Here is a 25,146-nt window from a genome sequence, read left to right as displayed (position 1 = left end):
CGTCACTTATGCAACCGTCGCAGCGTGACGGCGGCAGCGAGCTGCTGGTCCGGGTCGGCCTCGCCCAGGAACTCGTCGACGAGCTTCCTCAGCTGCTCGACCTTCTCCGGCAGCGGCATCGCGTGATGCCGCTCGGACAGCGCCGTGAACCGCTCGTCGACCAGCAGGCTCGCCAGGTAGACGTTCGCCAGGTCCACGGCCGTCGGCTCCTCGATGGTGACGGCGATGTGGATCGAGTTGACGTCCGTGGAGGTGGCGTAGTGCGGGCAGCCGTGCGGCATGTAGAGCACGTCACCCGGACGCAGGGTGGTCTCCATCCGCAGGTCGGGCCGGATCTCACCCTCGTGTAGGGCCGAGTCGCTGACGGCCGTCTCGTCGATCCTCCCGATGACCCAGTCCTTGGTGCCGGCCACCTGGAGGACGAAGACGTGCGCCCCGTCCATGTGGGCGTCCATGGCCGTCTTGCGTGGCGGACTGAGGAAGACGAACGACTCCAGGCCGCCACGGAAGTGCGGCTGCATGCCCTGCACCAGGGCACGGATCCGTGGGTGCCAGTGCTCGGCCTGGTTGAACTTGAACGTGCCGCCGGCGGCGAAGTCCCGCCTGATCTGCTCGGGCTTCACGTACCCGGCCAGTTCGTGACCGACGACGGAGCGCGTCTGCGTCATGTCGCTGATCGCGGTACGCACGCCCTCGTTGAACATCGTGAAGTACGGCCGGCTCAACAGCCCGCACTCCAGTTCCTCCCACATCTCCTCCTCGGAGATCAGCGTGGAGAGATCGCTGTGCGCGGGCAGGACGACGGGCTGGACCCCCCAGTGCTGCGCGAAGAACCGGGCGGGGTCACCGACCAGGTCGTCCAGGGTGGTCGGGACGACACCGGTCACCTCGGCTGCCGGCCCCTGGGCTGTCACCGTCATGGATTCACCGCTTCCTCATCGCTGCGAGCGCCAGGCCGACCCATTCGTCCGACGCGAGGTCTTGCGCTTCGTTCCGCAGAGCCGTCCGTACCTCGCGGGTCTTGCTCTCCAGCGACCGGGCGTGGTGGCGGTGCACCAGGTCGGTGCGGGCGGTCGTGAACCGCTGCACGAGCGCCTCGACGAGGTCTTCCGGTGACGGCTCGGTCAGGGTGAAGGTGAGGTGCATCGACTCGCCGCCCGAGGCGACCGCGTCGTGCGGCCAGCCGTGCGGAAGGTAGAGCACGTCGCCCGGTTCGAGGACGAACGTGTGCGACGGCTTGGACGCGTCGACGTCGAGACCTGCCGTGCTGGCGACCTGGCCAGGCTCCGCGTACAGGTGCCACTCCTTGCGGCCCACCAGTTGGATGGCGATGACGTGGGCGGCGTCGCGGTGCGGGAGCATGCCACGCTGCTCGGCGGGGGTCCAGAAGACGTACGACTGCACGGCCGCGGACGTGACGGTTTCCAGCGCGTCGCGCAGGGCCCGGGTCGGGCGGTGCCAGTCCGCCAGTTGGTTGAGCTTCAGGGAGGCGCCGTCGGCCATCAGCCGGCGGATGGCTGCGGGTTCGGGGAAGCCGTCACGCTTGTGGCCGATGACGTCGCGTCGGCTGGTGTACGTGTGGACGGGCGGCTGTTCGCCGTGGCGCAGCAACGTGAAGTAGGGCCACCGGAGGAGACTGGCGTCGAGGCGCGCGTTGATCTCCTCGAGGCCGATGTAGGTGGTGGGGTCCGTCGCCCCCCGCCAGATGACGTGGTCCCGACCCCAGCGAGAGCCCATGAAGTCGTCGTCGAGCAGGGGAACGAGACGGTCAGATTCACTCATTCGAGGAACTCATCCATTCTGGAGCCGAAGATCGAGGGTCGGGGTGACCGGCCCGACCTCACGAGGCCGGACCGGTCACCCCTCAGGGCTCGCCGATCAGGCCTCGTTGATCTGGCTGAGCACCATCATCGGAGCGTCGAACGCGTCCTCGGACGCCTGCTCGGCGACGCGGGCCGGGCTGACCTGGCCCTCGCCACCGAGGCGGGCCTCGGTCGGAGCGGCGACCAGCTCGGTCTCGTTGAGTGCGTGCAGAACATCGCGGAGCGCCATGGGCGTTCCCCCTTCATTCGGACTGCCGGTCGGCAGTGGCGGGAATGTTACTGCGAGCAATTTGCGCGAGCAAGAGCGTCGATGGAAGTTACCTGCCGGCAACAACCGTTCCATAAGGGTTCGCGTCGTCGCGGTCGTGAACGGATCGGGCTTGCTCCCCCGCAGGCGGCGGGGGTGGAGAAGGGTAGTTGCGTCGGGATCGACGTCTCCACCAGCGGAAACCGTTCGGTGGAACGGTCAGGGGTGTCACAGGGGGCATAGGGGTGTGCCCGGGGCCGCGGTGGAGACGCAGGACCAGATTTCATTGGCGTCAATCGACCGGTGAGAAGAGGGCGATTGTCGGCACGTCCAACAAATTGACTTCTTTCGGTCGCCGGGCCGGCTCCTCATAATCCACTCGGCGGCCAGCCCGACGTATTTCCCGACCAGCCAGCCAGCCAGCCGAGAACGAGGACTGGGTGCGGCGGGTTGCCGAGGAGCACCGGCAGCTCATCAGCCGCTGGTTCTACGACTGCCCGTTGGAGCTGCACGCCTGTCTGGCCGACATGTACGTGTCGGACGAGCGGTTCACCGCGTACTTCGAGACGATCAGGCCGGGGATGGCCGCGTACCTGGGTGAGGCCATCCACGCCAACGCCATCACCCGCGCCTGACGCGCGGCCGTACCCGGAGGTCAGCAGTGTTCATCGTCGCCGGCAGTCTCTACGTCGACCCGGAACAGCGGGACGCCTACCTGGCCGACTGCGTGGAGGTCGTCCGGGAGGCGCGGTCCGCGCCGGGCTGCGTCGACTTCGCGATCGGCGCGGACCTGGTCGAGCCGGGGCGGATCAACGTCTACGAGCGCTGGGAGTCCGAGGAGCAGCTGCTCGACTTCCGGGGCTCCGGCCCTTCGACGGAACAGGCGGTGGCGATCCGCGGCGCGGAGGTGCACCGCTACCTCATCTCCGGGGTCGAGGCCCCCTGACGGGGCCGGGCGTCACGGCGTCCGGCCCGCCCCGGCGGGGGCGACCAGGTGGTCGTAGACGGTGCGGGCGAGGCGACGGACCACCTCGTCGCCGGTGGCGATCGGGCCGGAGGTGAGGAACGCGACCGCGACCTCGGAGCCGGGGATCAGGTAGTAGCCCACGTCGTGGGAGGCGTCCGGCAGGTCGCCGGTCTTGTGGGCGACCGGCACGCCGGGCGGCAGCGCGGCGGGGATCTTGGTGTTCAGGGTCTGCCGCCGCATGAAGCCGACCAGCAGGTCCCGGGAGGCGGGGGCGAGGATCTGCGCGTCCCAGACCGCGCCCAGCAGCGAGACGACGTCGTCCGGGCTGGTGTAGTTCTCCTCGCCGCGCCGGGCGGCGTCCTCATCGAGGAACTTGCGGCCCAGGAGGGTCTGCCACTGGTTCATCGAGTCGGCGAGCGCGTTGACGGGCCCGAACCCGCGCAGGTAATTGATCAGCACGTTCGCGGCCGTGTTGTCGCTGTAGACGATCGTGTACTCGGCGAGCCGACGCAGGCTCACCACCTGCGGGAACGTCTCGTGCTGGAGCTCGCCCGTGCCGTCGACCACGTCGGCCGGGGTGACCAGCACGCCCTCGTCCAGCGACACCTGGCCGCAGTCGACCCGACGCAGCAGCTCCACGAGGATCCACAGCTTGATCACGCTGGCCGCCTTGGGGCGGAACGTGCCGTCGACCGCGATCTGCTGGTCGCCGAACCGGCCGGAGAGGTCGCGGACGGTGACGCCGGCCGGGTTGGTGCCGGCCGAGGCGTCCACCACCTGCCGGAGCCGGTCGGTCAGCGGCAGCAGGCGGCGGCCGGCGACCGGATCGGTGGGCGGCGGGGGCTCGGTGACCACCGGGCCGGTCCGCCGCTGCGGCCGGGCGCCGGGGCGGAGCACCTCCAGGGCGCCCCACCGCCGGCCGACCAACGGGACGTCGTAGGCGTACGCCGTGCCGTCGACGACCAGCGTGCCGCGCGCGGCCCGGCCGGTGATCCGCATGTCCGGGTCGGACGCCCGGCCGGTGTCGCCGTCGCAGGCCCGGTAGCGCACCGTACGCGTGCGGGTGTCCACCGAGAAGACCCCGCCGGGGAAGGCCAGCCACGCCGCCGAGGCGGCCGGGGGCCGCTCGGGCCCGGGCCCCGGTCCGCCGCCGTCCGCCGCCGCGGGGTCCGCCGCCAGCGTCAGCGCCGTGACGACCGCCAGCGGTACGCGGACAGCCGTCCACCGGGAAGACGAACGCCTCTTGTCTGCTTTGCTCACATTTGCACGATATGGACGCGGGCGTCGCGGGTGTGGACGCCCCCGGCGGCGTCACCCGTCCGGGCGGCCCTACCGTGTCGGCGGCGCCGGTGCTGGCGGCAGGTCCCGGAGCGGGGCGGCGCGATGCTGGCGGCAGGTCCCGGAGCGGGGCGGCGCGGTGCTGGCGGCAGGTCCCGGGGCGAGGGGTGGCCTACCGCTTCGGTGGGGCCGGGGCCGGCGCCGGCGACAGGCCCGGGGCGAGGCGGCGCAGCGAGGTGAACGTGGGGACCAGCGCGTCGTAGAGCCCGGCGAAGAGCGGCAGCAGGGCGGCGTAGGTGGCGGCGGCGGCCGGATCCGGGCGTGCCGTCTCCTCGATGTGCACCAGGTGGGCGGCGACCTCGATGGAGGGGATCAGCCCCAGCGCCTCCATGCCGAGCAGCGCCGCGCCGAAGCCGGAGCCCTCCCGCGTGGCGGGGAAGTGCACCGGCATGCCGAGCACGTCGGCCAGCATCTGCCGCCACAGCGGGCTGCGCGCGAAGCCGCCGCTGGCGCGAATCTCCCGGACCTCGTTGCCGGCGGCCCGCACCGAGGCCAGCACCAGCGCCAACTGCTGGCAGACGCCCTCCAGCGCGGCCCGCACCAGGTGCGCCCGGCGGTGCCCGTGGGTCAGCCCCACGTACGCGCCGCGCGGCAGCGCGCTCCAGTGCGGGGCGCGCTCGCTGAGCAGGTACGGCAGCATGATCAGACCGCCGGAGCCGACCGGCGCCAGCGCGGCCTGCGCCAGCAGCTCCTCCTCGGCGTCCTCGCCCAGCTCCGGGGCGAGCGCGTCGCCGGTCCACTCCAGCACGACGCCGCCGTTGTTGATCGCCCCGCCGACCACCCAGCGTTGCTCGGTCAGCGCGTAGCAGAACACCCCGCCGAGCGGGTCGACGCCGGGGCGCTCCACCATCACCCGCATCGCGCCGCTGGTGCCGATCGTGCACGCCATCACGCCCGGGGCGACCGCGCCGAGCCCGAGGTTGGCCAGCGGGCCGTCCCCGGCGCCGACGACCACCTTCGTGTCCCGGGGCAGCCCGGTCGCCGCGGCAGCCTCGGCGGTGAGGCCGGGCAGCACGGTGGTGGTGGGGACCAGCTCCGGCAACTGCTCCGCGCTGATCCCGGCGATGCCGAGCGCCTCCTCGTCCCAGGAGAGCTGGTGCATGTCCATCAGCCCGGTGGCGGAGGCGACCGAGTGGTCGGTCACCAGCGCGTCGCACAGCCGCAGCAGCACCCAGTCCTTGATGCCCACCCAGTACGCCGCCCGCCCGAACAGCACCGGCTCCTGCTCGGCGAACCAGAGCAGCTTGGGCAGCGGCGCCATCGGATGGACCGGGGTGCCGGTGCGGCGGTGCAGCGCCAGCCCGGACGGGACCGCCCGCAGCCGCTCGGCCTGCCGGCTGGCCCGCGAGTCGGCCCAGGTGACCGACGGGGTGAGCGGGCGGCCGTCCGCGTCCAGGCCGATCAGGCTGTGCATCGCCGTGCTGAAGGAGAGCCCGGCGACCGGCCGGTCCAGCTCCGCCACGACCACGCGCAACGACTCCAGCACCGCCGCGTGGATGTGCCGCGCGTCCTGCTCCGCGTAGCCGGGGAAGGGTTCGTCGAGGGGGTAGCCGGCCGAGTGGTGGGCGAGCTGGGCGCCGTCCAGGTCGTACGCGACCGCCTTGGTGCTGGTGGTGCCGATGTCGACGCCGATCACCACCGGGCGGAGCGGGTCACCCACCGGTCCCACCCCCTCGTCGGCCCTGGCTGCCGCCGACGTTACCCAGCGTCCGGGTGGTCCGTAGGGGGAACAACCCGGTTTCCCGGTCGGGTCTTCCTCGGCACGCCCGCGCCCGGCGAGAATGCCGGTCGTGTGAACTTCTCACACGTCCACCGGACGGCGTCCCGCCGGCCGCCGCGCGACACCACGACGGCGGCTACTCGGCGGAGATCCGCCGGGCGTCGTACGGCGTCCCGCACATCACCGCCCGCACCTTCGCCAGCCTCGGCTTCGGCGTCGGCCACGTCCAGGCCGAGGACAACATCTGCGTCATCGCGGAGAAGGCCGTCACGGTCAACGCCGAGCGGTCCCGCTGCTTCGGAGCGGCGAGCCCCCACAACGCGACAAACAACCGGGCCTTCGACGGCTGGCTCGAGATGGGCCGGGCGAAGACGATCCGCGAGCTGAAGCAGGTCCTCGACCGGCACCAGTTCCTGCCCTGGGTGAACGTGATCGCCGCCGACGCCCGTGGCGAGGCGCTCTACGCCGACCACTCGGTGGTGCCCCGGGTCACCGACGAGCTGGCCGCCGCCTGCATCCCCGCGCCATTCCAGCCGCTCTACGCCACCAGTGGCCAGGCCGTCCTCGACGGCTCCCGGTCGGCCTGCGCGCTGGGCCGCGACCGCGACGCGGCGGTGCCCGGCATCCTCGGCCCGGCCAACCTGCCGATCCGGTTCCGCGCCGACTACGTGACCAACTCCAACGACAGCCACTGGCTGGCCAACCCGGAGGCGCCGCTGGAGGGCTTCCCGCGCATCGTCGGCAACGAGCGCACCGAGCGCAGCCTGCGTACCCGGCTCGGCGTGGAGCAGGTGCGGGAGCGGCTCGCCGGCACCGACGGGCTGCCCGGGCGGGGCTACACCACGTCCCGGCTCTGGCAGACGGTCTTCGGCAACCGCGCGTACGGCGGCGAACTGCTGCGCGCCGACCTGGTGGCGCTCTGCGCCGCGCAGCCCACCGCGACCGCCTCCGACGGGACCACTGTCGACCTGCGGGGGGCCTGCGCGGCGCTGAAGGGCTGGGACCTGCGGGTCGACCTGGACAGCCGGGCGCGCACCTGTTCACCGAGTTCGCCGACGCCGTCCGCAAGCTCGCCGGCATCCCGCCCGACGCGCGCCTGGGCGACGTCCAGACCGAGCCGCGCGGCGACCGGCGCATCCCGATCCACGGCGGACGCGCCGAGGCCGGCGTGTTCAACATGATCATCGGTTCGTTGGCACCGGGCGTCGGCTACCCGAAGGTGGTGCACGGTTCGCCCTTCGTGATGGCCGTCGAGCTGGGCCGTAACGGCCCCTCGGGGCGGCAGATCCTCACCTACTCCCGGTCGAGCAACCGCACTCGCCCTGGTACGGCGACCAGACCCGGCTCTACTCGGGCAGGGGCTGGGACACCATCAAGTACACGGAGGCGCAGATCAAGGCCGACCCGAACCTGCGCACCTACCGGGTGGGGGAGGGCCGCCGCCACTGACCCGCGATCGTCGCTCGGCCCGACGGAATCCACCTATCGCCCGTTTTCGCCCGTCGTTCGGCCATTTTGCCCGTTGCGGCGTGTCCCCGTCGGCCGTTGTCACCGTTGACAGCTGTGACACCCCGGTTGGTGGCCTGCGCGGCGAAGGAGTCGGCGTGGCAAGGACTGATTCGACGGGTTCCACATGGCGGTACCGGTGGGTGCACCGGCAGAACGAACGGCGGCGGCGGGAGTTCCGCAGCGCCGACAAGGCATGGCGACGACGCGACGACGAACTGCGCCGCCTGCGTACCCTCGCCGAGGAGTTCCAGGGCTCGGCCGCGGCGGGCGCCGGCCTGGCGCTGGAGCTCGCGCCCGACGAGGTGGTGTTCTGGGTGCTGCCGGCCGCGCAGCTGGTGGAGGTACGACACACCACCGTGCTGCCCGCGCCCGACCTGACGGTCGCCCCGGCGGCCGCGCCGCCGCGGCCCCGCAGGCCGGACGGCGTCCGGGTCGCCGACGCCGGCATGGCGGTGATCACCAACCGCCGGCTGGTGCTGCTTGGCGGTCGCGGCCGGCGCGACTGGGCGTACGGGAGGATGACCGGCCTGGCCCACGACCCGCACGCGCCGGTCACCTTCATGCAGGTGCTGGACCGGCGGCGCACCTCCGGCCTGATGCTCCCGGCGGACGTCGCCGCCGACTTCCGGTTCAAGCTGACCCTGGCCTTCGCCGACGCCATCGAGCAGCGCGGCGCGGTGCTCGACCAGCTCGACGAGGCGATCGCCGAGCACGCGCAGCTCAAGCCGTTCCGGCCGCAGATCGCGACCCCGGCGCAGGCCCAGCCCTTCGCGTTCGTGCCCGGCGGCCGGCGCACCGTGGCCGTCGCCGCCGGCATCGCCCTGCTGGTGCCCGCCGCCCTGCTGGACACCGATCCCGCCGACCGGACCGGCTCGGAGGTCGCCGTCGCCGCGACCCCCGCGCCGACCTTCGTCGCCCCGCCGGTCGCTCTCCCGGCCGCGCAGGCGAAGGCGCCGCCCGCCGCGTCGAAGCCGCGACGTGGCACCACCGCACCCACGCCGACGCCCGCCCGCGAGCGGCTCTGCGGCGCCCCGGCCAACCCGATGGGGTACGACTTCTGCGGCGGCGAGCGCATCCGCAGGCCGGCCGTCGAGGTCTGCGACTGGTTCGACTGCGTACCCGAGTTCTGGGCCGGCCGGGGCCACCTGGTGCAGTGCGACGACGGCTCGGTCAGCCTCACCGGCGGGCGGCGCGACGCCTGCGCCGGCCACGACGGCGTGCGCCGCACGGTCTGGCGCTGACCGGCTCGGCGGGTGTCCGCACCCGGCTCCGCGGCACCCCTCGGCTCCGCGGCACTCCTTAACTCCGCGGCACTCCTTAACTCCGCGGCACTCCCGGTCGGGCGAGGGCTGACGTGCGCCATGCTGTCGAGCTGATGTCGTAGACGATTCACCGCCCTCTGGTGGCACAGCGGGCCGGACACCACCACGTGATGTCACAGCCGACTCAGCTCGACAGCGTCGTACGGGCCCTTCGCTGGCGCACCGACTCGGCGCTGTCCACCGAGCCGGCCACCACCGAGGCGATGGAACGCCATCCGAGAGATTCGGGGTGGCGCGCAAGTCGGATGATGTTCCCTGTGATCTACCTGAAGAGCGACCAGCGTCGCAAGAAGAAGAGCCGTTTCGACAACTGCGACGCCTGCAACTGCGACATCCCCTGCTGCGACCTGGGGCTCTTCTCCACCCTGCTGACCCTGGGCGCGCTGGGCGCCCGGCTCGTGTCGCCCGGCCGGGCCCCGGCACCGCCGACCGTCGCCGCCGGGCGGGCGCCGCTGGTGGACCGGGCCGGGCGGGCCGCGATCCTGGGCTACCGGCGCTGGCTGTCGCACCGCTGGCCGGGGCAGTGCCGCTTCACCCCGACGTGCAGCGCGTACGGGCTCGCCGCCGTGGAGCGCCACGGGCTGGCCGTCGGCGGTCGGATGGCGGCCGACCGGGTGCGCCGCTGCCGGCCCGACGTGCCGTGCGGCACCCACGACCCGGTGCGCTGACCGGGGCGCCCAGCGCCCGGACCGCTCTTCGCCGGGCGTCCTGAGCTGCGGGGATGCCCCCATCACGCGCCTCGGGATCGGTCATGATGACAGGATGGAGATCCGCTCCGACGACGGTGCCCGGGTGAGGATCCGGCCGGTGGGCTACCAGCCCGGGGTCGAGCCACCGGACGACCCGGACGACCCGGACGAGGCGGCGGACTGGGACGACTGGCTGCTCGTCGAGACCGACGCCCGCACCGCCGACGGGCAGGCCTGGTCGCACCTCGAACCCTGCCTGACGGTGGCCGAGGCGTACGCGCTGGCGGGCTGGCTGCGGCAGCAGGCGGAGACGACCAGTGACCCGGCGGAGCCCTCGGCGGTGGCCCGCTTCACCGAGCCGAACCTGGCCTTCCGCGCCCGGGTGCTGCGCCGGCGCCGGCTGGCGCTGACCGTCGAGTTCTCGTACGAGTCGCTGCCGCCCTGGATGCGGCGGCAGCCGCTCAGCGCGGTCTACCCGTTGACGCTCACCGTCTCCGCCGACGCCCTCTCCACGGCCGCCGAGCAGTGGGCGCGCGAAGCCGACGCGTACCCCCGCCGCATCGCCTCCTGACCGCTCAGCCCGGTGGGGTGAGGTCGGGGACGGTGAGTGAGCCGTCCGGGCCGAGGGGGAAGCCCGGGTTCCAGGCGATCTCCCAGACGTGCCCGTCGGGGTCGGCGAAGCAGCCGGCGTAGCCGCCGTAGAAGGTCTCGCGTGCCGGCACGGTCACCTCCGCCCCGGCGTCGGCCGCCGCCGTCAACAACTCGTCGACCTCGCCCCGGGAGCGGACGTTCTGCGCCAGCGTCATCCCGCCGAACCCGCCCGCCTCCCGGTCGGGCACGCCCGCGTCGGCGGCCAGCTTCTCCCGGCTCCACAACACCAGGGCCAGGCCGCCCGCCTGGAAGAAGACGGTCTCCTCGACCTCCTGGCCGCGCCAGCCGAGCCGCTCGTAGAAGGCGCGTGCCCGGGCCACGTCGGCGACGCCGAGCGTCACGAGGCTGATCCGCTGTTCCATCACCCGACGACCCTCCACGTACGACCCGGCACCGTCCACCGCCACCGTAGCGGCGAACCGCCGGCCGTTCCGGCTCCGGTGGCTCAGCCCCGTCCCGTCATCCGGTCGGCGAGGCGGCGCAGGGCGGGGGCGGCGGCGAGCAGCGTCTCGCGGTCCGGGGCGTCCAGCTCGGCCAGCGCGGCGCCGAGCAGGTCGCGCCGGTGCCGCCCGTACGCGGCCATCCGCTCCCGCGCCGCGTCGGTCAGCTCCAGCCGGATCGTGCGCCGGTCGGCCGGGTCCCGCTCCCGGTGCAGCAGCCCGGCGGTGGTCAGCTCGCCGACGAGGGTGCTGACCGTGTTCGGCGCGGTGCCCAGCCGCTCGGCGGCCTCGCGGACGCCGATTCCCGGGCGCCGCTGCACCAGCCGCAGCACCTCCACCTGGGCGTCCGGCAGGGCGGTGCGGCCGACCCGCTGGGTGGCCGTCCGGCGCAGCATCCGGTGCAGGTCACCGAGGGCTCCGCCGAGCTGGTCGACCGTCTCGTCCGTCACAGTCAGGCCTTCCGACGCCGAAATAGCTCTGTAGTCAGAGCTATCGTATCCGGGCCGAGCCATCAGTGAGGGGACCGCCATGCCGTACGCCACCGCGCCGCCCGTCCGACCGGACGAGCGCGTCGCCGCGCCCACCGGGCGGGCCGCCGTCGTGCTGCTGGTGCTGCTCGGCACGCTCACCGCGTTCGGGCCGCTCTCCCTGGACACCTACCTGCCGGCGTTCCCGGAGATGACCCGCGACCTGTCCGCCAGCCAGGCGCAGATCCAGCTCTCGCTGACCACCTGCCTCGTCGGCATGGCCCTCGGCCAGCTCGTCACCGGCCCGCTCAGCGACCGCTTCGGGCGGCGCCGGCCCGTGCTGGTGGGCGTCGCCGCGTACACCCTGCTGTCGTTGGTGTGCGCGGCCGTGCCGTCGGCCGAGACCCTGGCCGCCGCGCGGCTCGCGCAGGGCTTCGCCGGCGGCATGGGCGTCGTGGTGGCCCGCGCCGTCGTGCGCGACCTCTACGCCGGCCGCGAGGCCGCGAAGTACTTCTCCCGCCTCACCCTGGTCTTCGGCGTCGCCCCGATGGCCGCGCCCGCCTTCGGCAGCCTGGTGCTGCGCTTCGGGGACTGGCGTACCGTCTTCGTCGCCCTCGCGGTGATCGGCGCGCTGCTCGCCGCCGCCGTCGCGTGGCGGCTGCCGGAGACGCTGCCCGCCGCGCGGCGCAGCACCGGCGGCCTCGCCGCCACGGCCGCCGCCGGCCGCTCACTCTTCACCGACCGGATCTTCCTCGGGTACGCGCTGGCGCAGGGCCTCGCCTTCGCCGCGCTCTTCGCCTACATCTCCGGGTCGTCCTTCGTCTTCCAGGACGTCTTCGGCGTCTCGGCCGGCGCGTTCAGCCTCATCTTCGGCGTCAACGCGCTCGCCCTGGTCGCCGCCGGCCAGCTCAACGCCCGCCTGCTGGACCGCTTCGCGCCCCGCACCCTGCTGCTGCGCCCGCTGGGCGTGGGGCTGCTGGCCGCCGCCGTCCTGCTCGCCGGCGCGCTGCTCGGCAGCCTGCCGCTGGTGGCGGTGGCGCTCTTCGTCTTCATGGGATCCCTCGGCATGGTGATGCCGAACGGCACCGCGCTCGCCCTGGACCGGCACCCCGCCCACGCCGGTACGGCCGCCGCACTGCTCGGCACCATCCAGTCGCTGGTGGGGGCGATGGCCGCGCCGCTGGTCGGGCTGGGCGGCGAGGGCAGCGCCATGCCGATGGCCGTGGTGCTCGCCGGGGCGGCGGCCGCCTCCCTCGCCGTCGTAGGCACCCTGGCCCGCACCCGTCGGCCCTGACCGGCGGCAGCCTTCCACGTTTCTTACACGGTGCTTCCACGGCCCCCCGCGATCGTTGACGGCAACGCGGGACGGTTGCGCGGCGACGCACCTGTTCCGATCCACGGACAGCGGCTGGACCGTGGCGGCCCGGGCAGGATCGTCCACCTGGACGAGCACCGGCACCGACGCCACCCAACGGGGGCCAGCCGCTGGACAGGACAACAGGGAGGTGCCGATCTCATGTTCGTCGAATCCGCTGGCGCGTCGGGTCGAAAAGGTGGGGGGCGGATGAGCAGAAGTGCGGGCATCCGCGGCCTCGCCATGGCGGTCGCCGCGACGACCGCGCTGTCCCTGCCGATCAACCCGGCCCACGCGGCCGACCCCACGGGGAAGGCTCCGGCAGCCGCCGCGGCGGCGATCCCCATCGCCGCCTCCGAAGTGCGCAACTACGCCTGGTTCAACCAGAAGACCGACAGCGACATGCACGGCGGGCTCGTCGGTCACGTCAGCCGGCTCGTCAACGCCGCCCCGTCCGGGGCGACGCTCTCCCTGACCCTCTACTTCTTCAACCGGCAGGAGATCGTCGACGCCCTGCGCGGCGCCGCCGCCCGGGGCGTACGGGTGCGGATCGTCATCAACGGCAGCCAGGTCGGGACGCCCCATTACGCGGCGCTCAAGGCGATCCCCAACGTCCGGCTCGTGACGTGCGGCCAGCGGCGCTCCGACGGGCAGTCGACCCGTGGCTGCGTGACCAAGCGTACGGAGGCGACGCCGCTGCACAATCCGCCGCTGCTGCACGACAAGTTCATGACCATCTCCAGCGTGCGACTGGCGGGTGGCGGGACGGCGCGCAACGTCCTCTACGTCTCCTCGGCGAACCTCGACCACTACCGGGCCTACGAGAACGCCATCACCATCAGCCACGCCGGCCTTTACGGCACCTACCTCGACTACTTCAACGACCTCATGCGGTACGGCACCTCCGGCCGGAACAACCCCAACTACGGCCGGACCACGACGGTCGGCGCACACCGCGTCTACACCTTCCCCCGCAGGGAGGCCGCCGGGAGCACGCCGGGCAGCGCGAGCAATGACCCGATCGCCAGCCTGTTGAGGTCGACCAACTGCTCCGGAGGGACCCGCATCGACCTGGCGAACTTCCGGATCCAACGGACCGCCGTGGTCAAGGAGCTGAAGGCCGCGCGGAGCCGGGGCTGCCAGGTCCGGATCGTCACCGGCGCCAAGTCGGGCCGACCGCACGACGCCGGCCCGCCGATGAAGGCACTGGTGGAGCTCGCCCGCGCGATGCCGGTGCACCTCTGCGGCTACACCGAGGCCGGTGGCGTCCCGATGCACGAGAAGTTCATGATCATCCGTCGGGGCGGCCAGTCCACGCTCTACACGGGCAGCCACAACCTCACCTACCGGGCGCTGCGGCAGAACGACGAGAACATCCTGGCGCTGCGCAACCACCCGCTCGCCGCCCCGTTCCAACAGCGCTTCGAGCAGCACCACAGCACCTGCCTGCCATACCAGCCGCCGGCGGGCGCCACCGCCGACGTCGAGGACGCCGGCTGAGCACACCGCGACCCTGGGGGCCGGCCCGACACCGGGCCGGCCCTCCGGACGCTCACGGCGGGGCCGTCTCCGCCAGCAGCGCGCGGACCTGCCCGGCGTCCGGGTGGTCGAGGCCGGTGAAGATGTCCAATGCCTGCCGCCACGACTCCCGGGCCGCGCCGAGGTCGCCCCCGCCGCGCTGGGCCTCGCCCAGGTTGCGCAGGGTGAACGCCTCGTTCATCCGGTCGCCGAGCCTCTGGTAGAGCCCCAGGGCCCGCTGGTAGCAGGCCAGCGCCTCGCCCAGATCGACCTCGCGGTAGGCGTACCCGAGGCTGTCCAGGGCCCCCGCCATGCCGACCGGGTCGCCGAGACCCTCGAGCAGCGCCAACGAGCGGCGGCAGTGGTCGATGGCCTGCCCGTGGTCGCCGAGCAGCGCGTGACACCAGCCCACCGAGTTGTGCGTGTTCGCCACCCCCCGCTCGTGACCGGCGCGCCGGAACAGCTCCAGCGCCCGCAGGTCGTAGCGCAGCGCATCGGAGATGTCGCCCCGCTGCTCACACAGCCAGCCGAGACTTCGGCAGGTGAACCCCTGCCCCACCAGGTCATCGAGCCGACCGAACAGCTCCAGCGCCTGCCCGTAATGCGCCCGCGCCGCCTCGAAGTCGCGCAACCGCACGTGGGCGCCGCCCAGGATCCGGTACGCCTCCGCCTCGGCCGCCTGGTCGCCCTGCCGCCGCGCGGCGGCCACCGAGGATTCCCCGACCCGCACCCAGTCCAGCCAGTGACCCCGGCGGGCGAAGAAGTTGGTCGTGGCCCAGGCGAGCCGCCACACGTGCCCGTCCAGGCCGGAACGCTCGGCCCGGTCCAGCGCCGCGAGCAGCACCTGATGCTCGGCCGTGAACCACCCCAGGGCCGCCTCCCGGTCCGCGAACACCTCCGGGCACACGCCTTCGACGGCCACGGGCGGTTCCAACGGATCCCGGTGCGGCCAGAGCAGCCGGTCGGCGCCCACCGCCGTGTGCAGGCAGTGGTCCAGCACCCGACGCAGCGCCGAGAGCCCCTCACCGTCGCCGGCCGGAATCAGCTCGTCGGCGTACGCGCGCAGCAGGTCGTGCAGCGCGTACCGGCCCGGGACGTGCTCGACGAGCAGGTGCGCCGCCGCCAGGTCCCGCACCGCCACCCGCACCCGCTCGACGGGCGACGCGGCGAGGCTGGCCGCCGCCTCGACCGTGACGTCCGGGCCGGGATGCAACGCCAGCAGCCGGAAGAGCCGGGCCGACGCCGCCGGCAGGGCGTGGTACGACCAGGAGAAGACTGCCCGGACGTCCGTGTCGCCGATGGCGAACGCGTCGAGGCCACCACCGCCCGTACGCAGCTCCCCGGCGAGCGCGCGCAGGGTGAACTCGGGATGGTTCGCCGCGCGGGCCGCCACGATGGCCAACGCCAGCGGTAGGCGCCCGCAGGCGTCGACGATCTGCTCGACCGCCACCGTCTCGGCGGCCACCCGCCCCGCACCCACCCGGCGGCCCAGCAGCTCGCGGGACTCACCCGAGGTGAGCAGGTCGAGCCGCAGCGGTCGGGCGCCCTCGGCCACCACGAGGCCGGAAAGCTGGTTGCGGCTGACCACCACCGTGGCGCAGCCGGGCGCACCCGGCAGCAGCGGACGGGCCTGCTCCACCTCGCGGACGTTGTCGACGACGACGAGGACCCGCCGGCCGGCGAGCATGCTCCGGTAGAGGCCGCTCTGCGCCTCCAGGGTCGCCGGCACCCGCTCGGGCGGCACGGCGAGCGCGTCGAGGAAGCCCCGCACCGCCTCACCCGGCCCAGCCGGGGTACCGATCGGGCCGTAGCCGCGCATGTCCACGTACAACTGGCCGTCGGGGAAGTCGTCGCGCACGCTGTGCGCCAGGCGTACCGCGAAGTGCGTCTTCCCCACGCCAGCCAACCCGCTGACCAGGACCGTCGGGGAGCCGGCCGGTGCGGCCAGCAGGAGCCGCCGGGCCGCGGCGAGTTCCGCCGCCCGGCCGACGAACTGCGGCGGGTCGGGCGGCAGCAGGCACGGCCGGGCCGACTTCACGTGCTCCGCCGGCCCGCGCGGCGACGGCACCCGGCGGTGCAGGATGTCCCGCTGGAGGGCCTGCAGCCCCGGCGCGTCGAGCCCCCGTTCGCCCAGCAGCACGAGGCCCTCCCGACACACCTCGGCGGCCTCGTCGACCCGCTGCTCGGCGTAGAGCGCCAGCGCGAGCAACCGCCGCACCCCCTCGTCGTACGGGTCGTCGGCGAGGGGCCCGGAGAGCTGCGCGACCGCCTCGGCGTACCGCCCCAGCGCGGCGAGCCCTTCGGCGCAGTCGCGCCGCGCCGCCCGGCGTACCGCCTCCAGCCGCGCGACCCTCGGCCGCACGAACGGGTGGTCCGCCACGTCGGCGAAGGCCGGACCACGCCACAGCGCCAGCGCCGCTTGCAGGGTCGCCACACCCCGCTCGGTCAGGTCGTCGTCGCCGGCCGCGACGAGCTGGCGTCCCTGCGCGCACCAACGCTCGAAACGGTGCGCGTCGACGGCTTCGTCCGGTAGGTCGAGGAGATAGGCGGCGCCGGTTCCCGAGCCGACCGTCCGCACCACCGGCTCACCCACGGCCCGCAGCGCCCGGCGCAGGTGGGACACGTGGCTGCGCAGCGTCGCCCGGGCGCCGGCCGGTGGCGTCCCGGCCCACATCAACTCGACGACCCGGTACGCCGGCACCGCCGAACCGGCCTCGACCAGGAGAATGGCGAGCAGCGCCACCAGCTTCGGGCCCAGCCGTACGGGCCGGTCGTCGTCGGACACCTGCACGGGGCCGAGCACGCTGATGCGCAACACTCGGAAATCACGCTCCGATCGCCGTGTTTCGATAACCATAGTGGTGCATGTCACGACTCGTACGCGCGCCGTCGCCGGTCGGAGTAAAGCGGTCGCCGCGCCCCGCTGGACGCCGATAACGTGCCAGGGTGTCCCGCTCCGTCACTCTCGTCCTGGTCGATGCCGCCGGCGCTGCGCTGGGCACCCTGCCGGCGTTCGACGTCCCGTCGCCCTGGTGGCAGGAGGTCGCCCCGGTCGTGGCCGAGGCCCGCCAGCGGTACGGCGTCGAGGTGGCCGTGCTCCGCCTGCTGACCGGCGACGGGCCGCAGCCGATGGGCGGCACGGTCACCTACCTCGCGCAGGTCGACGGGCCGCCCGCCACGCCGCTCGTACCGGCGAAGGTCGACCTGACGGCGGACCCGCTGCGCGCCCCCTACGCCGAGCCCGGCGGCCCGGCGCGCAGCCTCGCCTGGGCGACGGCCGAGCTGCGGCGGCTCGGCCGCCCGGCGGAGACCGTCACCCAGCAGCGCACCTGGAACCTGTCGGCGGTCTGGCGGCTCGACGGGCCGGACGGCACGGCCTGGCTGAAGCAGGTGCCGGTGTTCTTCCGGCACGAGGCCGCGGTGCTGCGCTGGCTCGGCCGGGCCGCGCCGGGGAAGACGTCGACGCTGCTCGCCGACGACGGCGACGGCCGGATGCTGATCGAGCACGTGCCCGGCGAGGACCGCTACGGCGCACCCGTCGAGGAACGGCTGGCGATGGCCGCCGACTTCCACCCGGTGCAGGTGCGCTCCGTCCCCGACGCGGCGGAACTGGTCGCGGCGGGCGTGCCCGACCTGCGCGCCGACGCCCTGCCGGCCTGGATCCGCGACCGGCTGGTCGGCTGGGACACCTCGCCGGTGCGGTCCCTGCTGGCGGGGCTGGAGGCGCGGCTCGACGAGGTACGCGGGTGCGGGCTGCCGGACACCCTCGTGCACGGGGACCTGCACCCCGGCAACGTACGCGCCGACGCCGGGCGGCACGTGGTCATCGACTGGGGCGACGCGTTCGTGGGACACCCGGCGTTCGACGCGCTGCGGCTGGTAGAGGGCCTTGCGGACGACGACGCCGCCCCGGTGCTCGCCGAGTGGTGCGCGCGGTGGCGGGCCGAGGTGCCGGGGTGCGAGCCGGAGCGGGCCGTGGAGCTGCTGCGGCCGGTCGCGGCGCTACGCCTGGCGGCCGTGTACGCGATGTTCCTCGACGGAATCGAGGCGAGCGAGCGGGTCTACCACGCCACGGACGTCGACACCTACTTCGCGCAGGCGCTCACGCCCGCTGCCCGGTGACCTGTGACGAGCCGCGTCACGATGACGAGGGCTTGCTGGCATGCTCGTTGCGCGCATTGAGGCCCTTGACAATGGCTGCCACATTAGCGCCAACAGCAATTCTCCGGTCAACGAGCTGTCGCAGAAATGAGCCCCATGTTCTTCCGCTTTATTCACCGCAAATGGGTCAAGGTCACCGGTCACGTGGTCGACTCGCGGCTCCACAGCGTCCGAAACTCGGATGCGAAGTGGGCCTACATTGTCCAGTTCGTGAGGCCGAACGGACAGAAAGCCAAGCTCGAGGTCCTGGAGGACTCCCGCACCCTCGGGGTCGCAGTCAGCGCCACGGTACCGCTGCTGGTGAGCCCCGACGGGAAAAGGGCAGTCTTCGACAGGAGCGATCCGCAGATCAACGCGGTGGAGGTCGTCAAGAACCGCAAGAAGGCCGATGAGGAGCGCTTCCGCGGACAGCTTGAAAACTGAGTTTCCACTGTGGCTGTGCCAGCCGGGCGTCACGGGTGCTCTCTGACGGGTCATCCGGGCTCGTACAGAAACGTCTGCACGCCCGTCAGTTCGGCGAGGGCTGCCTCGATCAGGGGGCGGACGTCGGCCCAGTCGAGGCCGCCGTTGCCGCAGCCGAGAGCCGGCACCGCCACCGAGGCGATGCGGTTGTCGCGCAGGACGCGTACCAGATCGGGTAGCCCGGATTCGATGTCTGTGAGGCGGGACGGCGAGCGCCAGTGGCCCTTGGTCGGGAAGTTGACGACGTAGCGGTGCCGGCCCGGCGTGCCCGAGTCGTACACGAACATCCGCCCGAGACGGACGGTGCCGGCGGCGCAGGCCGCGCGGTACGCGGTGAAGTTCGCGGGATGGGCCCTCTTGAAGGCCAGGGCGAGCCCCTTGCCCATCACCCCGACGGTGTTGACCGGGTTGACGAGCGCCTCGACGTCCGCGTCGAGCAGGTCGCCGTGCCGAATGCTGATCACGGCAACATGGCTACCAGAGGGTTGTGACAGCGGAACTCCGCTCGGTGCTGCTGTCGCGTCCCTGACAGAGTCGCTGCGCCACCGTGCTCCAGCCCGTCGGGATGGCCGTCGCGCGGAGTCTCAGCCTCGGACCCCCTGTCCCTACTGAGCAGGGCGAATACGGCATCACCGGCAAGTAGTTGCGCGTGCGCAATATCGACTTCGTAGGTAATTGACGGCGGGAACAGGTGAGCCGAGGCCGGCTGATCGGTGGAACCTCGGGGGTCCCGCTGGTAGGACTCTTGTGGGTAGGGTCCGGGGACCGCCAGTGGGGAGGTGGGAGCCGTGCGTCAGCGCGGAGGTGACCGACTGCTCGTACGACGAGCCCGCCTACCGATCTCCTGACGACAGGTCGATCCGTCCCGTCCTGGCCGGTCCACCCAGCAGAACCAAAGGTGCCACATGCTTTCCCGCTCCACGTCCTCGACGGAATCGCCCGCACTCATCCGGGACCGGGCCACCTCGCTGGTCGAGTACCTGATGGCCGTGCGGGCGCAGCTGGAGAAGCCGGCCCGGACGGTTCCCACCGCCGACGCCTTCTGGCAGCACGACTTCCCCGCGCACGCCGCCTGCGAGGTGGGCGTCTCGACCGACGGCGCCAGCTGGCTGCGCGTCGGCCTGCCCGCCGCCACGAGACCGATCAGGACGCCCGCGGAGTTCGCGCCGTACCTGGCCGGTGCGCCGTCGTACGCCGTGGAACCCCGGCTCGTCGGCGACGAGGAGACGATCGAGAGGCTCCAGGAGCGGTTCGCGCAGTGGCGGGAGCGGGAGTGGCGCCCCTGGGCCGACCAGACCCGGCGTACGGAGGCGACGCGGCAACTGCACCGCAGCCTGTTCGACCTCAAGCACCGCGTCGACATGGACGCCGCCACCCACGAACTCGTGTGGGGCCACGGCGTCATCCGCACCGACGTCGCCGGGCACCGGGTGCAGTACCCGCTCGTGGTGACCCCGGTCGCCATCGAGTTCGACGCCGACCGGTCGATGGTCACGGTGGCGCCGCAGGGCGCGCCCCGGCTCCAGACCGACCCGCTGACCGGCCTCGACGAGCGCTACCTCAGTCAACTGCTCGCGCTGGCCGGCTCCGGCGGTCAGCTCGACCTCGACGTCTGGCACGACCTCGACCGCGTCGAGTTCTTCGAGCGGGCGCTGCGCCGGCTCGGGCACGACCCCGTCGTACGGGACAGCGGCGCGGCGGCCCCGGCCGGCCCGCACGTGCACGACACGGGCGTGCTCTTCGTCCGGCCCCGGCAGCGGATGCTGCGCCGCTTCCTGGAGGAGCTGCGCGCCCGGCTGCTCGCCGGCGACACCGCGAGCATCGGCTCGCTGGCCGCCATCCTGGCGCACGAGCCGAGCCGGCTGGAGATGCCGCAGGACCAGCCGGCGCGCTGGGCCCCGCTGGGGGAGCGGCTGCTCATGCCGCTGCCGACAAACGAGGCACAGGAGTCCATCGCGCGCCGGCTCGCGCAGCACCGCAACGTCGCCGTGCAGGGCCCGCCCGGCACCGGCAAGACCCACACCATCCGCAACCTGATCTGCCACCTCATGGCGCACGGCAAGCGGGTGCTCGTCGTGGCGCAGAAGGAGGACCCGCTGCGGGTCCTGCGCGACGGCCTGCCGAAGGAGATCCAGTCGCTGTGCCTGGCGGTGCTGGGCCGCTCCACCGACCAGCTCGTGCAGCTCCAACTGGCCGCCCGCGAACTCTCCGACCGCGGGGCGACCCTCGACAGGCGGGGCGAGCAGCAGCGCGTCGACCGGCTGCGACGGCAGCTGGAGGAGGCCGAGCGGGACCTCGGCCAGGCCCTCGGCGGCCTGCGCACCATGGCCGAGAACGAGTCCGCGCACTACGAGATCGACGGCATCCGGCTGTCGCCGAGCGACGTCGGCAACTGGCTGCGCGAGCGGGCCGACCGCTACGGGGACGTCCCCGACGCCCTGGCGCCGGACGTGGCCGCGCCGCTGGGCGTGGAGGACTTCACCGAGCTGCTCGACATCGCCCGGCGTACCGTCCGGCAGGACCGCACCCAGGCGCTGCGGCACCTGCCCACGGCCGCCGAACTGCCCGCGGAGGCCGCCGTCCTCGCCGGGCGGCGAGAACTCGCCGCCGCCCGCGAGGAACTCGACCGGCTCGCCGCCGCCGGGGTCGTCCTGCCGGAGGTACGCGCGTTCGGCCGGCCGGCGCTCGACGACCTCGTCGGGCAGCTGCGTCAGGCGCTGACCCTGCTCGCCGGCCGCGAGGGCGCGTGGACCGACCGGCTGGCCACCCTGCTCCAGGCCGACCCGAACTGGCAGACCATGTGGCAGGACCACGTCGCGGCCTGCCAGCGCGCGCTCACCGACCTGACCGCGGCGACCCGGACCCTCGCCGGCCACCAGGTGAGCGTGCCCGAGGCGCAGCTCGCCGAGCCGCGCCGTCTGCTGGCCCAGCTCGGTGAGCTGCGGCAGCGGTTCGCGACCGGCAAGGGCGTCAACCGGCTCTTCCAGGGCACCCTCGCCCGGCTCGCCGCCGAATGCCGCATCGACGGCGAGCCCCTGCGCGCCGCCGAGGACGTCGACATCGTCGTCGCGTACGTCACCCGGCTGCGGCTGCGTCAGGAGCTGAACACCCGGTGGGCCGAGTGGCGGCAACTGCTCAACCTCCCCGCCGACCTCGGCGACCAGCCCGACCTGTGGGTGGGTCGGCTGCTCACCGACGCCGCCACCGCGCTCGACTGGGACCGCCGCCGCTGGCCCACCCTGCACGCCACCGTCCGCCGCCTGGTCCCCCGGGCCGAGCAGGCGGTCGACGTACGCCGGCTGACCGCCCTCGCCGACCTGGTCGCCCGGTGCGCGACCGTGTTCGACTACGACCGGCTCGTCGCCGACGAGCGGGCCCTCGGCACGGTGCTCCAGGAGGGCATGTCGCGCACGGACGCCAGCGAGCTGTGGCGGTTGCTCGACCAGAGCCGCCAGCGCGCCGACCTCGAAGGGTGGGACGGCATCCTCGACGAGGTACGCCGGCTCGCCGCCCTGCGCCCCGACGCGCAACGCTTCGCGCAGCTCACCGAACGGCTGCGGCCGGTCGCGCCCGGCTGGACCGCTCAGATCGAGGACGGCACCGCCGTCGCGATCGGCGGCACCGGGGCCGACTGCCCGCATCGCTGGCAGTGGCGCCGCGCGCAGACCTGGTTCGACACCGTCGTCGGCAGCGTCGACCCCGTCGCGCTGGGCCGCCGGATCGAGCAGACGCGGGAGCGGATCCGCCGGCTGACCCAGGAACTCGTCGTCGCCTCGTCCTGGCTGGAGGTGTCCAAGGCGCTCGACGACCGGCGCCGGGCCGCGCTCGCCGACTGGACCACCGCCCTGCGCAAGATCGGCAAGGGTACGGGCAAGAACGCCGCCCAGTGGCAGGCGCACGCCCAGCGGGCCATGAACTCCGCCGTCGACGCGGTGCCCGTCTGGGTCATGTCCGTCGACCGGGCCATCGAGCAGTTCGCCGGCGGCGCCCACTTCGACGTCGTGATCGTCGACGAGGCGTCGCAGGCGGACATGTTCTCCCTGCCGATCCTCAGCCTCGCCGAACGGGCCGTCGTCGTCGGCGACGACCAGCAGATCGGCCCGCAGCTGTCGTTCGTCGGCACGGTCACCGGCCTGATCAACTCGCACCTGGTCGACGTGCCCTCCGCCGAGCACTTCGACCCGGAGAGCAGCCTCTACGACCACGCCGTGCGCCGCTCACCCGAGCGGATCCTGCTCACCGAGCACTTCCGCTCCGTACCGGCGATCATCGGCTTCTCCAGCCAGACGTACTACGGCGGCGAGATCGAGCCGCTGCGCACCGACCGGCCCGCCGGCATCGGCGACCCCGTCATCGCCGTACACGTGCCCGAGGGCATCCGCCAGGACCTGCCCACCTACGGCAACGTCAACGTCGCCGAGGCCGACGCCCTCGTCGAGCGGGTCGCCGCGATCGTCGCCGACCCCGCGTACGAGGGACGCACCATCGGGGTGGTGAGCCTGCTCAGCACCAGCGGGCAGGCCATCTACCTGCTCACCCGCCTGCGCGAGGTGGTGGGCGAGGAGGAGATGGAACGACGTCGGCTGCGCGTCGGCGACTCGTACACCTTCCAGGGCGACGAACGCGACATCGTCCTCGTCTCCACGGTCGTCTCCCCGCACAACGGCATGGTCTCCGCCTTCACCAAGCGCGACCACCACCGGCGGGTCAACGTCGCCGCCTCCCGCGCCCGCGACCAGCTCTGGGTCTTCCACTCCGTGCAGCCCGCCGACCTGCGCGAGGACGACGCCCGGGGCCTGCTGCTCACCTACTGCCAGAACGTCACCGCCGCCGACGAGGCGTACGACGACCTGGAGAAGCGCTGCGACAGCGACTTCGAGCGCGCGGTGCTGCGCCGCGTCCTGACCCGGGGATACCGTCCGCTGCCGCAGTTCCGCATCGGCGGGTACCGGATCGACTTCGTCCTTCCCGCACCCGACGGGCGGCGGCTCGCCATCGAGTGCGACGGCGACGCCTACCACGGGCCGGACCAGTGGGAGAGCGACATGCGCCGGCAGGCGGTGCTGGAGCGGGTCGGCAACTGCGTCTTCGTACGCATCCGGGGGAGCGTCTTCAGCCGGGACCCGGAGGCGGCGCTGGAGCCGCTGTGGGAGCGGATCGCCGAGCTGGGCATCGAGGTTTCGTCCCTAACGGCCGCGTCGGTCATCGACGCCGAGGTCGTCGAGGCTGCGCCGGTCAGCACGGAGGCAACCCGCGCGACGACTACCGTCGCGCCGGCCCCGGTGCCCGCCGAGCCGGTCGATGACGTGGTGCCGCCGGTGGAGACGACCGGCAGCGATGGTTCCGCCAGCACCGAACCGCCGCCGGTGGTGACCGAGCCCGTCGAGCCCGTTCGTCCGGCGCCGGCTGCCCGCGCCGGATCGGAGAGCAGCGGCGACAAGGAGCCGCGCGGGGTGGCGGCACCCCCGGTGCGGCCCACGCCCAGCGCGGCCCCGCCACCGGCCGACGAGTCGGCGGGGACCCCGGACGACGGGATGGTGCCCGTGCCCGCCGGCTACCGGAACGTGGCCTGGCTGCGGCCGTACGAGGCGGTGGCCGCCCTGGACAGCTACCAGCACTGCCGCGACGTGCCGGTGCGGCACGAGGGCAAGGTGCTGGGGTGGGCCCGCTACTACGACAGTGCCTCCGCCGAGGCGCGCAAGTACCGGGCCAACGTCCGCGTCGAGCGGGCACACCCGAACGGCGCGCGGCTGGTCTGCTGGGTGCGCCCGCACGAGGCGAAGGCAATCGTCGCCGCGGCGTCGATGAAGCGCGACATACCGGTGGAGGACAGCCGGGGCCGGCACGCGGGCCTCGTCCAGTACTTCCCGGCCGCCAGCCCCGCCGCCGTGCGCTTCCGCAGCGTCACCCGGCTCCTGCGGCCGTCGGGCGGCGAGAGCCGCGACGCCCGCCCGGCCGCGCCACCGGCCCGGCCCGCGCCCGAGCCGCGCGGTCCGGGCGAGCCGCGGCCCGCACCGGCGGGCGAGGGGACGGCCCGCCGGGAGCTGGAGGAGACGCTGCACCAGGCGATGGTGCGGGCGTACGACCAGGAGGCCGAGCCGGCGGACGAGCCCGTCGAGGCCTCGGCCGACCGCCGGGCGCTCGAAGCGGCGTTCCACGAGGCGATGGTGCGTACGTACGAGCGGGCCCGGGACGAGGCGAACTACCACGCCAGCCTGCTGCTGCGGATGGTGACGGAGAAGGGCGGCCTCGCCACCGCCCGGCAGCTCCTGCACCATCCGCTGGTCTCCGACGGGTTCACCGCGCTGTGGGAGCGGGGGCGGGTGGACCTGACGGCCGAGGCGGTGGTGATCCGGCCACGCTTTCGTCCGCTCTTCACCGACGAGGAACTCGCCACCGCCAGCAACCGGGTGGTGGACGCCTCCGCACACGCGTCCTGACATCGAGTTCGTGCAGGTCGGGGAGTCCACGGCATAGC

Annotated in this window: 18 protein-coding genes and 3 pseudogenes; 12 read left to right on the top strand and 9 right to left on the bottom strand. The window is 73.4% G+C overall.

The window, feature by feature from the left end:
• Positions 1 to 2 precede the first annotated feature (2 nt).
• The 3 genes from ACPXCB_RS08385 to ACPXCB_RS08375 form a co-directional block, all read right to left on the bottom strand.
• On the bottom strand, positions 3 to 920 hold the full coding sequence (locus ACPXCB_RS08385; protein WP_425873707.1) for a JmjC domain-containing protein: 918 nt from the start codon (positions 918 to 920) through the stop codon (positions 3 to 5).
• Between the two features lie 4 nt (positions 921 to 924).
• Positions 925 to 1,782, bottom strand: coding sequence for a JmjC domain-containing protein (locus tag ACPXCB_RS08380; protein ID WP_425873705.1), 858 nt, complete (start codon positions 1,780 to 1,782; stop codon positions 925 to 927).
• A gap of 96 nt (positions 1,783 to 1,878) precedes the next feature.
• Positions 1,879 to 2,052: a hypothetical protein gene (locus ACPXCB_RS08375; protein WP_425873703.1), complete on the bottom strand. Its 174-nt coding sequence runs from the start codon at positions 2,050 to 2,052 to the stop codon at positions 1,879 to 1,881.
• A gap of 440 nt (positions 2,053 to 2,492) precedes the next feature.
• On the opposite strand from ACPXCB_RS08375, the pseudogene ACPXCB_RS08370 reads away from it, so the two are divergent.
• Positions 2,493 to 2,705, top strand: a pseudogene (locus ACPXCB_RS08370) (TipAS antibiotic-recognition domain-containing protein); the annotation flags it as partial.
• 26 nt (positions 2,706 to 2,731) lie between these two features.
• A complete protein-coding gene (locus ACPXCB_RS08365) occupies positions 2,732 to 3,016 on the top strand; it encodes a putative quinol monooxygenase (protein ID WP_425873701.1) in 285 nt (94 codons plus the stop codon).
• A gap of 12 nt (positions 3,017 to 3,028) precedes the next feature.
• Here the strand turns inward: ACPXCB_RS08365 and ACPXCB_RS08360 are convergent, their stop codons facing one another.
• Together ACPXCB_RS08360 and ACPXCB_RS08355 are read right to left on the bottom strand one after the other, a co-directional pair.
• Positions 3,029 to 4,297 (bottom strand): serine hydrolase, encoded by a 1,269-nt coding sequence (locus tag ACPXCB_RS08360; RefSeq protein WP_425873699.1) that lies wholly within the window; start codon positions 4,295 to 4,297, stop codon positions 3,029 to 3,031.
• A 190-nt stretch (positions 4,298 to 4,487) separates the two neighbouring features.
• Positions 4,488 to 6,035 (bottom strand): gluconokinase, encoded by a 1,548-nt coding sequence (locus ACPXCB_RS08355; protein ID WP_425873697.1) that lies wholly within the window; start codon positions 6,033 to 6,035, stop codon positions 4,488 to 4,490.
• A gap of 53 nt (positions 6,036 to 6,088) precedes the next feature.
• Here ACPXCB_RS08355 and ACPXCB_RS08350 point away from each other — a divergent pair.
• The 5 genes and pseudogenes from ACPXCB_RS08350 to ACPXCB_RS08330 form a co-directional block, all read left to right on the top strand.
• Positions 6,089 to 6,343, top strand: a pseudogene (locus tag ACPXCB_RS08350) (penicillin acylase family protein); the annotation flags it as partial.
• A 54-nt stretch (positions 6,344 to 6,397) separates the two neighbouring features.
• A pseudogene (locus ACPXCB_RS08345) lies at positions 6,398 to 7,544 on the top strand (penicillin acylase family protein); the annotation flags it as partial.
• A gap of 155 nt (positions 7,545 to 7,699) precedes the next feature.
• A complete protein-coding gene (locus ACPXCB_RS08340) occupies positions 7,700 to 8,845 on the top strand; it encodes a hypothetical protein (protein WP_425873695.1) in 1,146 nt (381 codons plus the stop codon).
• A 191-nt stretch (positions 8,846 to 9,036) separates the two neighbouring features.
• A complete protein-coding gene (yidD, locus tag ACPXCB_RS08335) occupies positions 9,037 to 9,594 on the top strand; it encodes a membrane protein insertion efficiency factor YidD (RefSeq protein WP_425873694.1) in 558 nt (185 codons plus the stop codon).
• 94 nt (positions 9,595 to 9,688) lie between these two features.
• The gene (locus ACPXCB_RS08330; RefSeq protein ID WP_425873692.1) at positions 9,689 to 10,186 is read left to right on the top strand and encodes a WapI family immunity protein; all 498 of its coding nucleotides are present in this window, start codon (positions 9,689 to 9,691) and stop codon (positions 10,184 to 10,186) included.
• A gap of 4 nt (positions 10,187 to 10,190) precedes the next feature.
• Here the strand turns inward: ACPXCB_RS08330 and ACPXCB_RS08325 are convergent, their stop codons facing one another.
• Together ACPXCB_RS08325 and ACPXCB_RS08320 are read right to left on the bottom strand one after the other, a co-directional pair.
• On the bottom strand, positions 10,191 to 10,667 hold the full coding sequence (locus ACPXCB_RS08325) for a VOC family protein (RefSeq protein ID WP_425873690.1): 477 nt from the start codon (positions 10,665 to 10,667) through the stop codon (positions 10,191 to 10,193).
• Positions 10,668 to 10,711: 44 nt separating this feature from the next.
• Positions 10,712 to 11,101, bottom strand: a complete 390-nt coding sequence (locus tag ACPXCB_RS08320; RefSeq protein ID WP_425873979.1) for a MarR family winged helix-turn-helix transcriptional regulator — start codon at positions 11,099 to 11,101, stop codon at positions 10,712 to 10,714.
• Positions 11,102 to 11,234: 133 nt separating this feature from the next.
• On the opposite strand from ACPXCB_RS08320, the gene ACPXCB_RS08315 reads away from it, so the two are divergent.
• A complete protein-coding gene (locus ACPXCB_RS08315) occupies positions 11,235 to 12,467 on the top strand; it encodes a multidrug effflux MFS transporter (RefSeq protein WP_425873688.1) in 1,233 nt (410 codons plus the stop codon).
• Positions 12,468 to 12,737: 270 nt separating this feature from the next.
• Entirely contained in the window at positions 12,738 to 14,027 is a 1,290-nt protein-coding gene (locus ACPXCB_RS08310; RefSeq protein WP_393167590.1) for a phospholipase D-like domain-containing protein, read from the top strand.
• 52 nt (positions 14,028 to 14,079) lie between these two features.
• On the opposite strand, the gene ACPXCB_RS08305 is transcribed toward ACPXCB_RS08310, so the two are convergent.
• Positions 14,080 to 16,863: a tetratricopeptide repeat protein gene (locus tag ACPXCB_RS08305; RefSeq protein ID WP_425873686.1), complete on the bottom strand. Its 2,784-nt coding sequence runs from the start codon at positions 16,861 to 16,863 to the stop codon at positions 14,080 to 14,082.
• Between the two features lie 128 nt (positions 16,864 to 16,991).
• Here ACPXCB_RS08305 and ACPXCB_RS08300 point away from each other — a divergent pair, with 128 nt between their 5' ends.
• Complete coding sequence (locus tag ACPXCB_RS08300; protein ID WP_425873684.1) at positions 16,992 to 18,167, top strand: aminoglycoside phosphotransferase family protein; 1,176 nt, start codon at positions 16,992 to 16,994, stop codon at positions 18,165 to 18,167.
• 126 nt (positions 18,168 to 18,293) lie between these two features.
• Entirely contained in the window at positions 18,294 to 18,629 is a 336-nt protein-coding gene (locus ACPXCB_RS08295; protein WP_425873682.1) for a hypothetical protein, read from the top strand.
• A 50-nt stretch (positions 18,630 to 18,679) separates the two neighbouring features.
• Here ACPXCB_RS08295 and ACPXCB_RS08290 read toward each other — a convergent pair whose 3' ends face one another.
• Complete coding sequence (locus ACPXCB_RS08290) at positions 18,680 to 19,132, bottom strand: macro domain-containing protein (protein WP_393167598.1); 453 nt, start codon at positions 19,130 to 19,132, stop codon at positions 18,680 to 18,682.
• Between the two features lie 441 nt (positions 19,133 to 19,573).
• Here ACPXCB_RS08290 and ACPXCB_RS08285 point away from each other — a divergent pair, with 441 nt between their 5' ends.
• Positions 19,574 to 25,108: an AAA domain-containing protein gene (locus ACPXCB_RS08285; protein WP_425873680.1), complete on the top strand. Its 5,535-nt coding sequence runs from the start codon at positions 19,574 to 19,576 to the stop codon at positions 25,106 to 25,108.
• Positions 25,109 to 25,146: the final 38 nt, after the last annotated feature.

It is taken from the genome of Micromonospora sp. DT62 (assembly GCF_049847285.1).
GTDB classification, from domain to species: domain Bacteria; phylum Actinomycetota; class Actinomycetes; order Mycobacteriales; family Micromonosporaceae; genus Micromonospora; species Micromonospora reichwaldensis.
The sequence above is the reverse complement of the archived record's forward strand: the minus strand, read 5'-3'. Positions and strand labels throughout refer to the sequence as shown.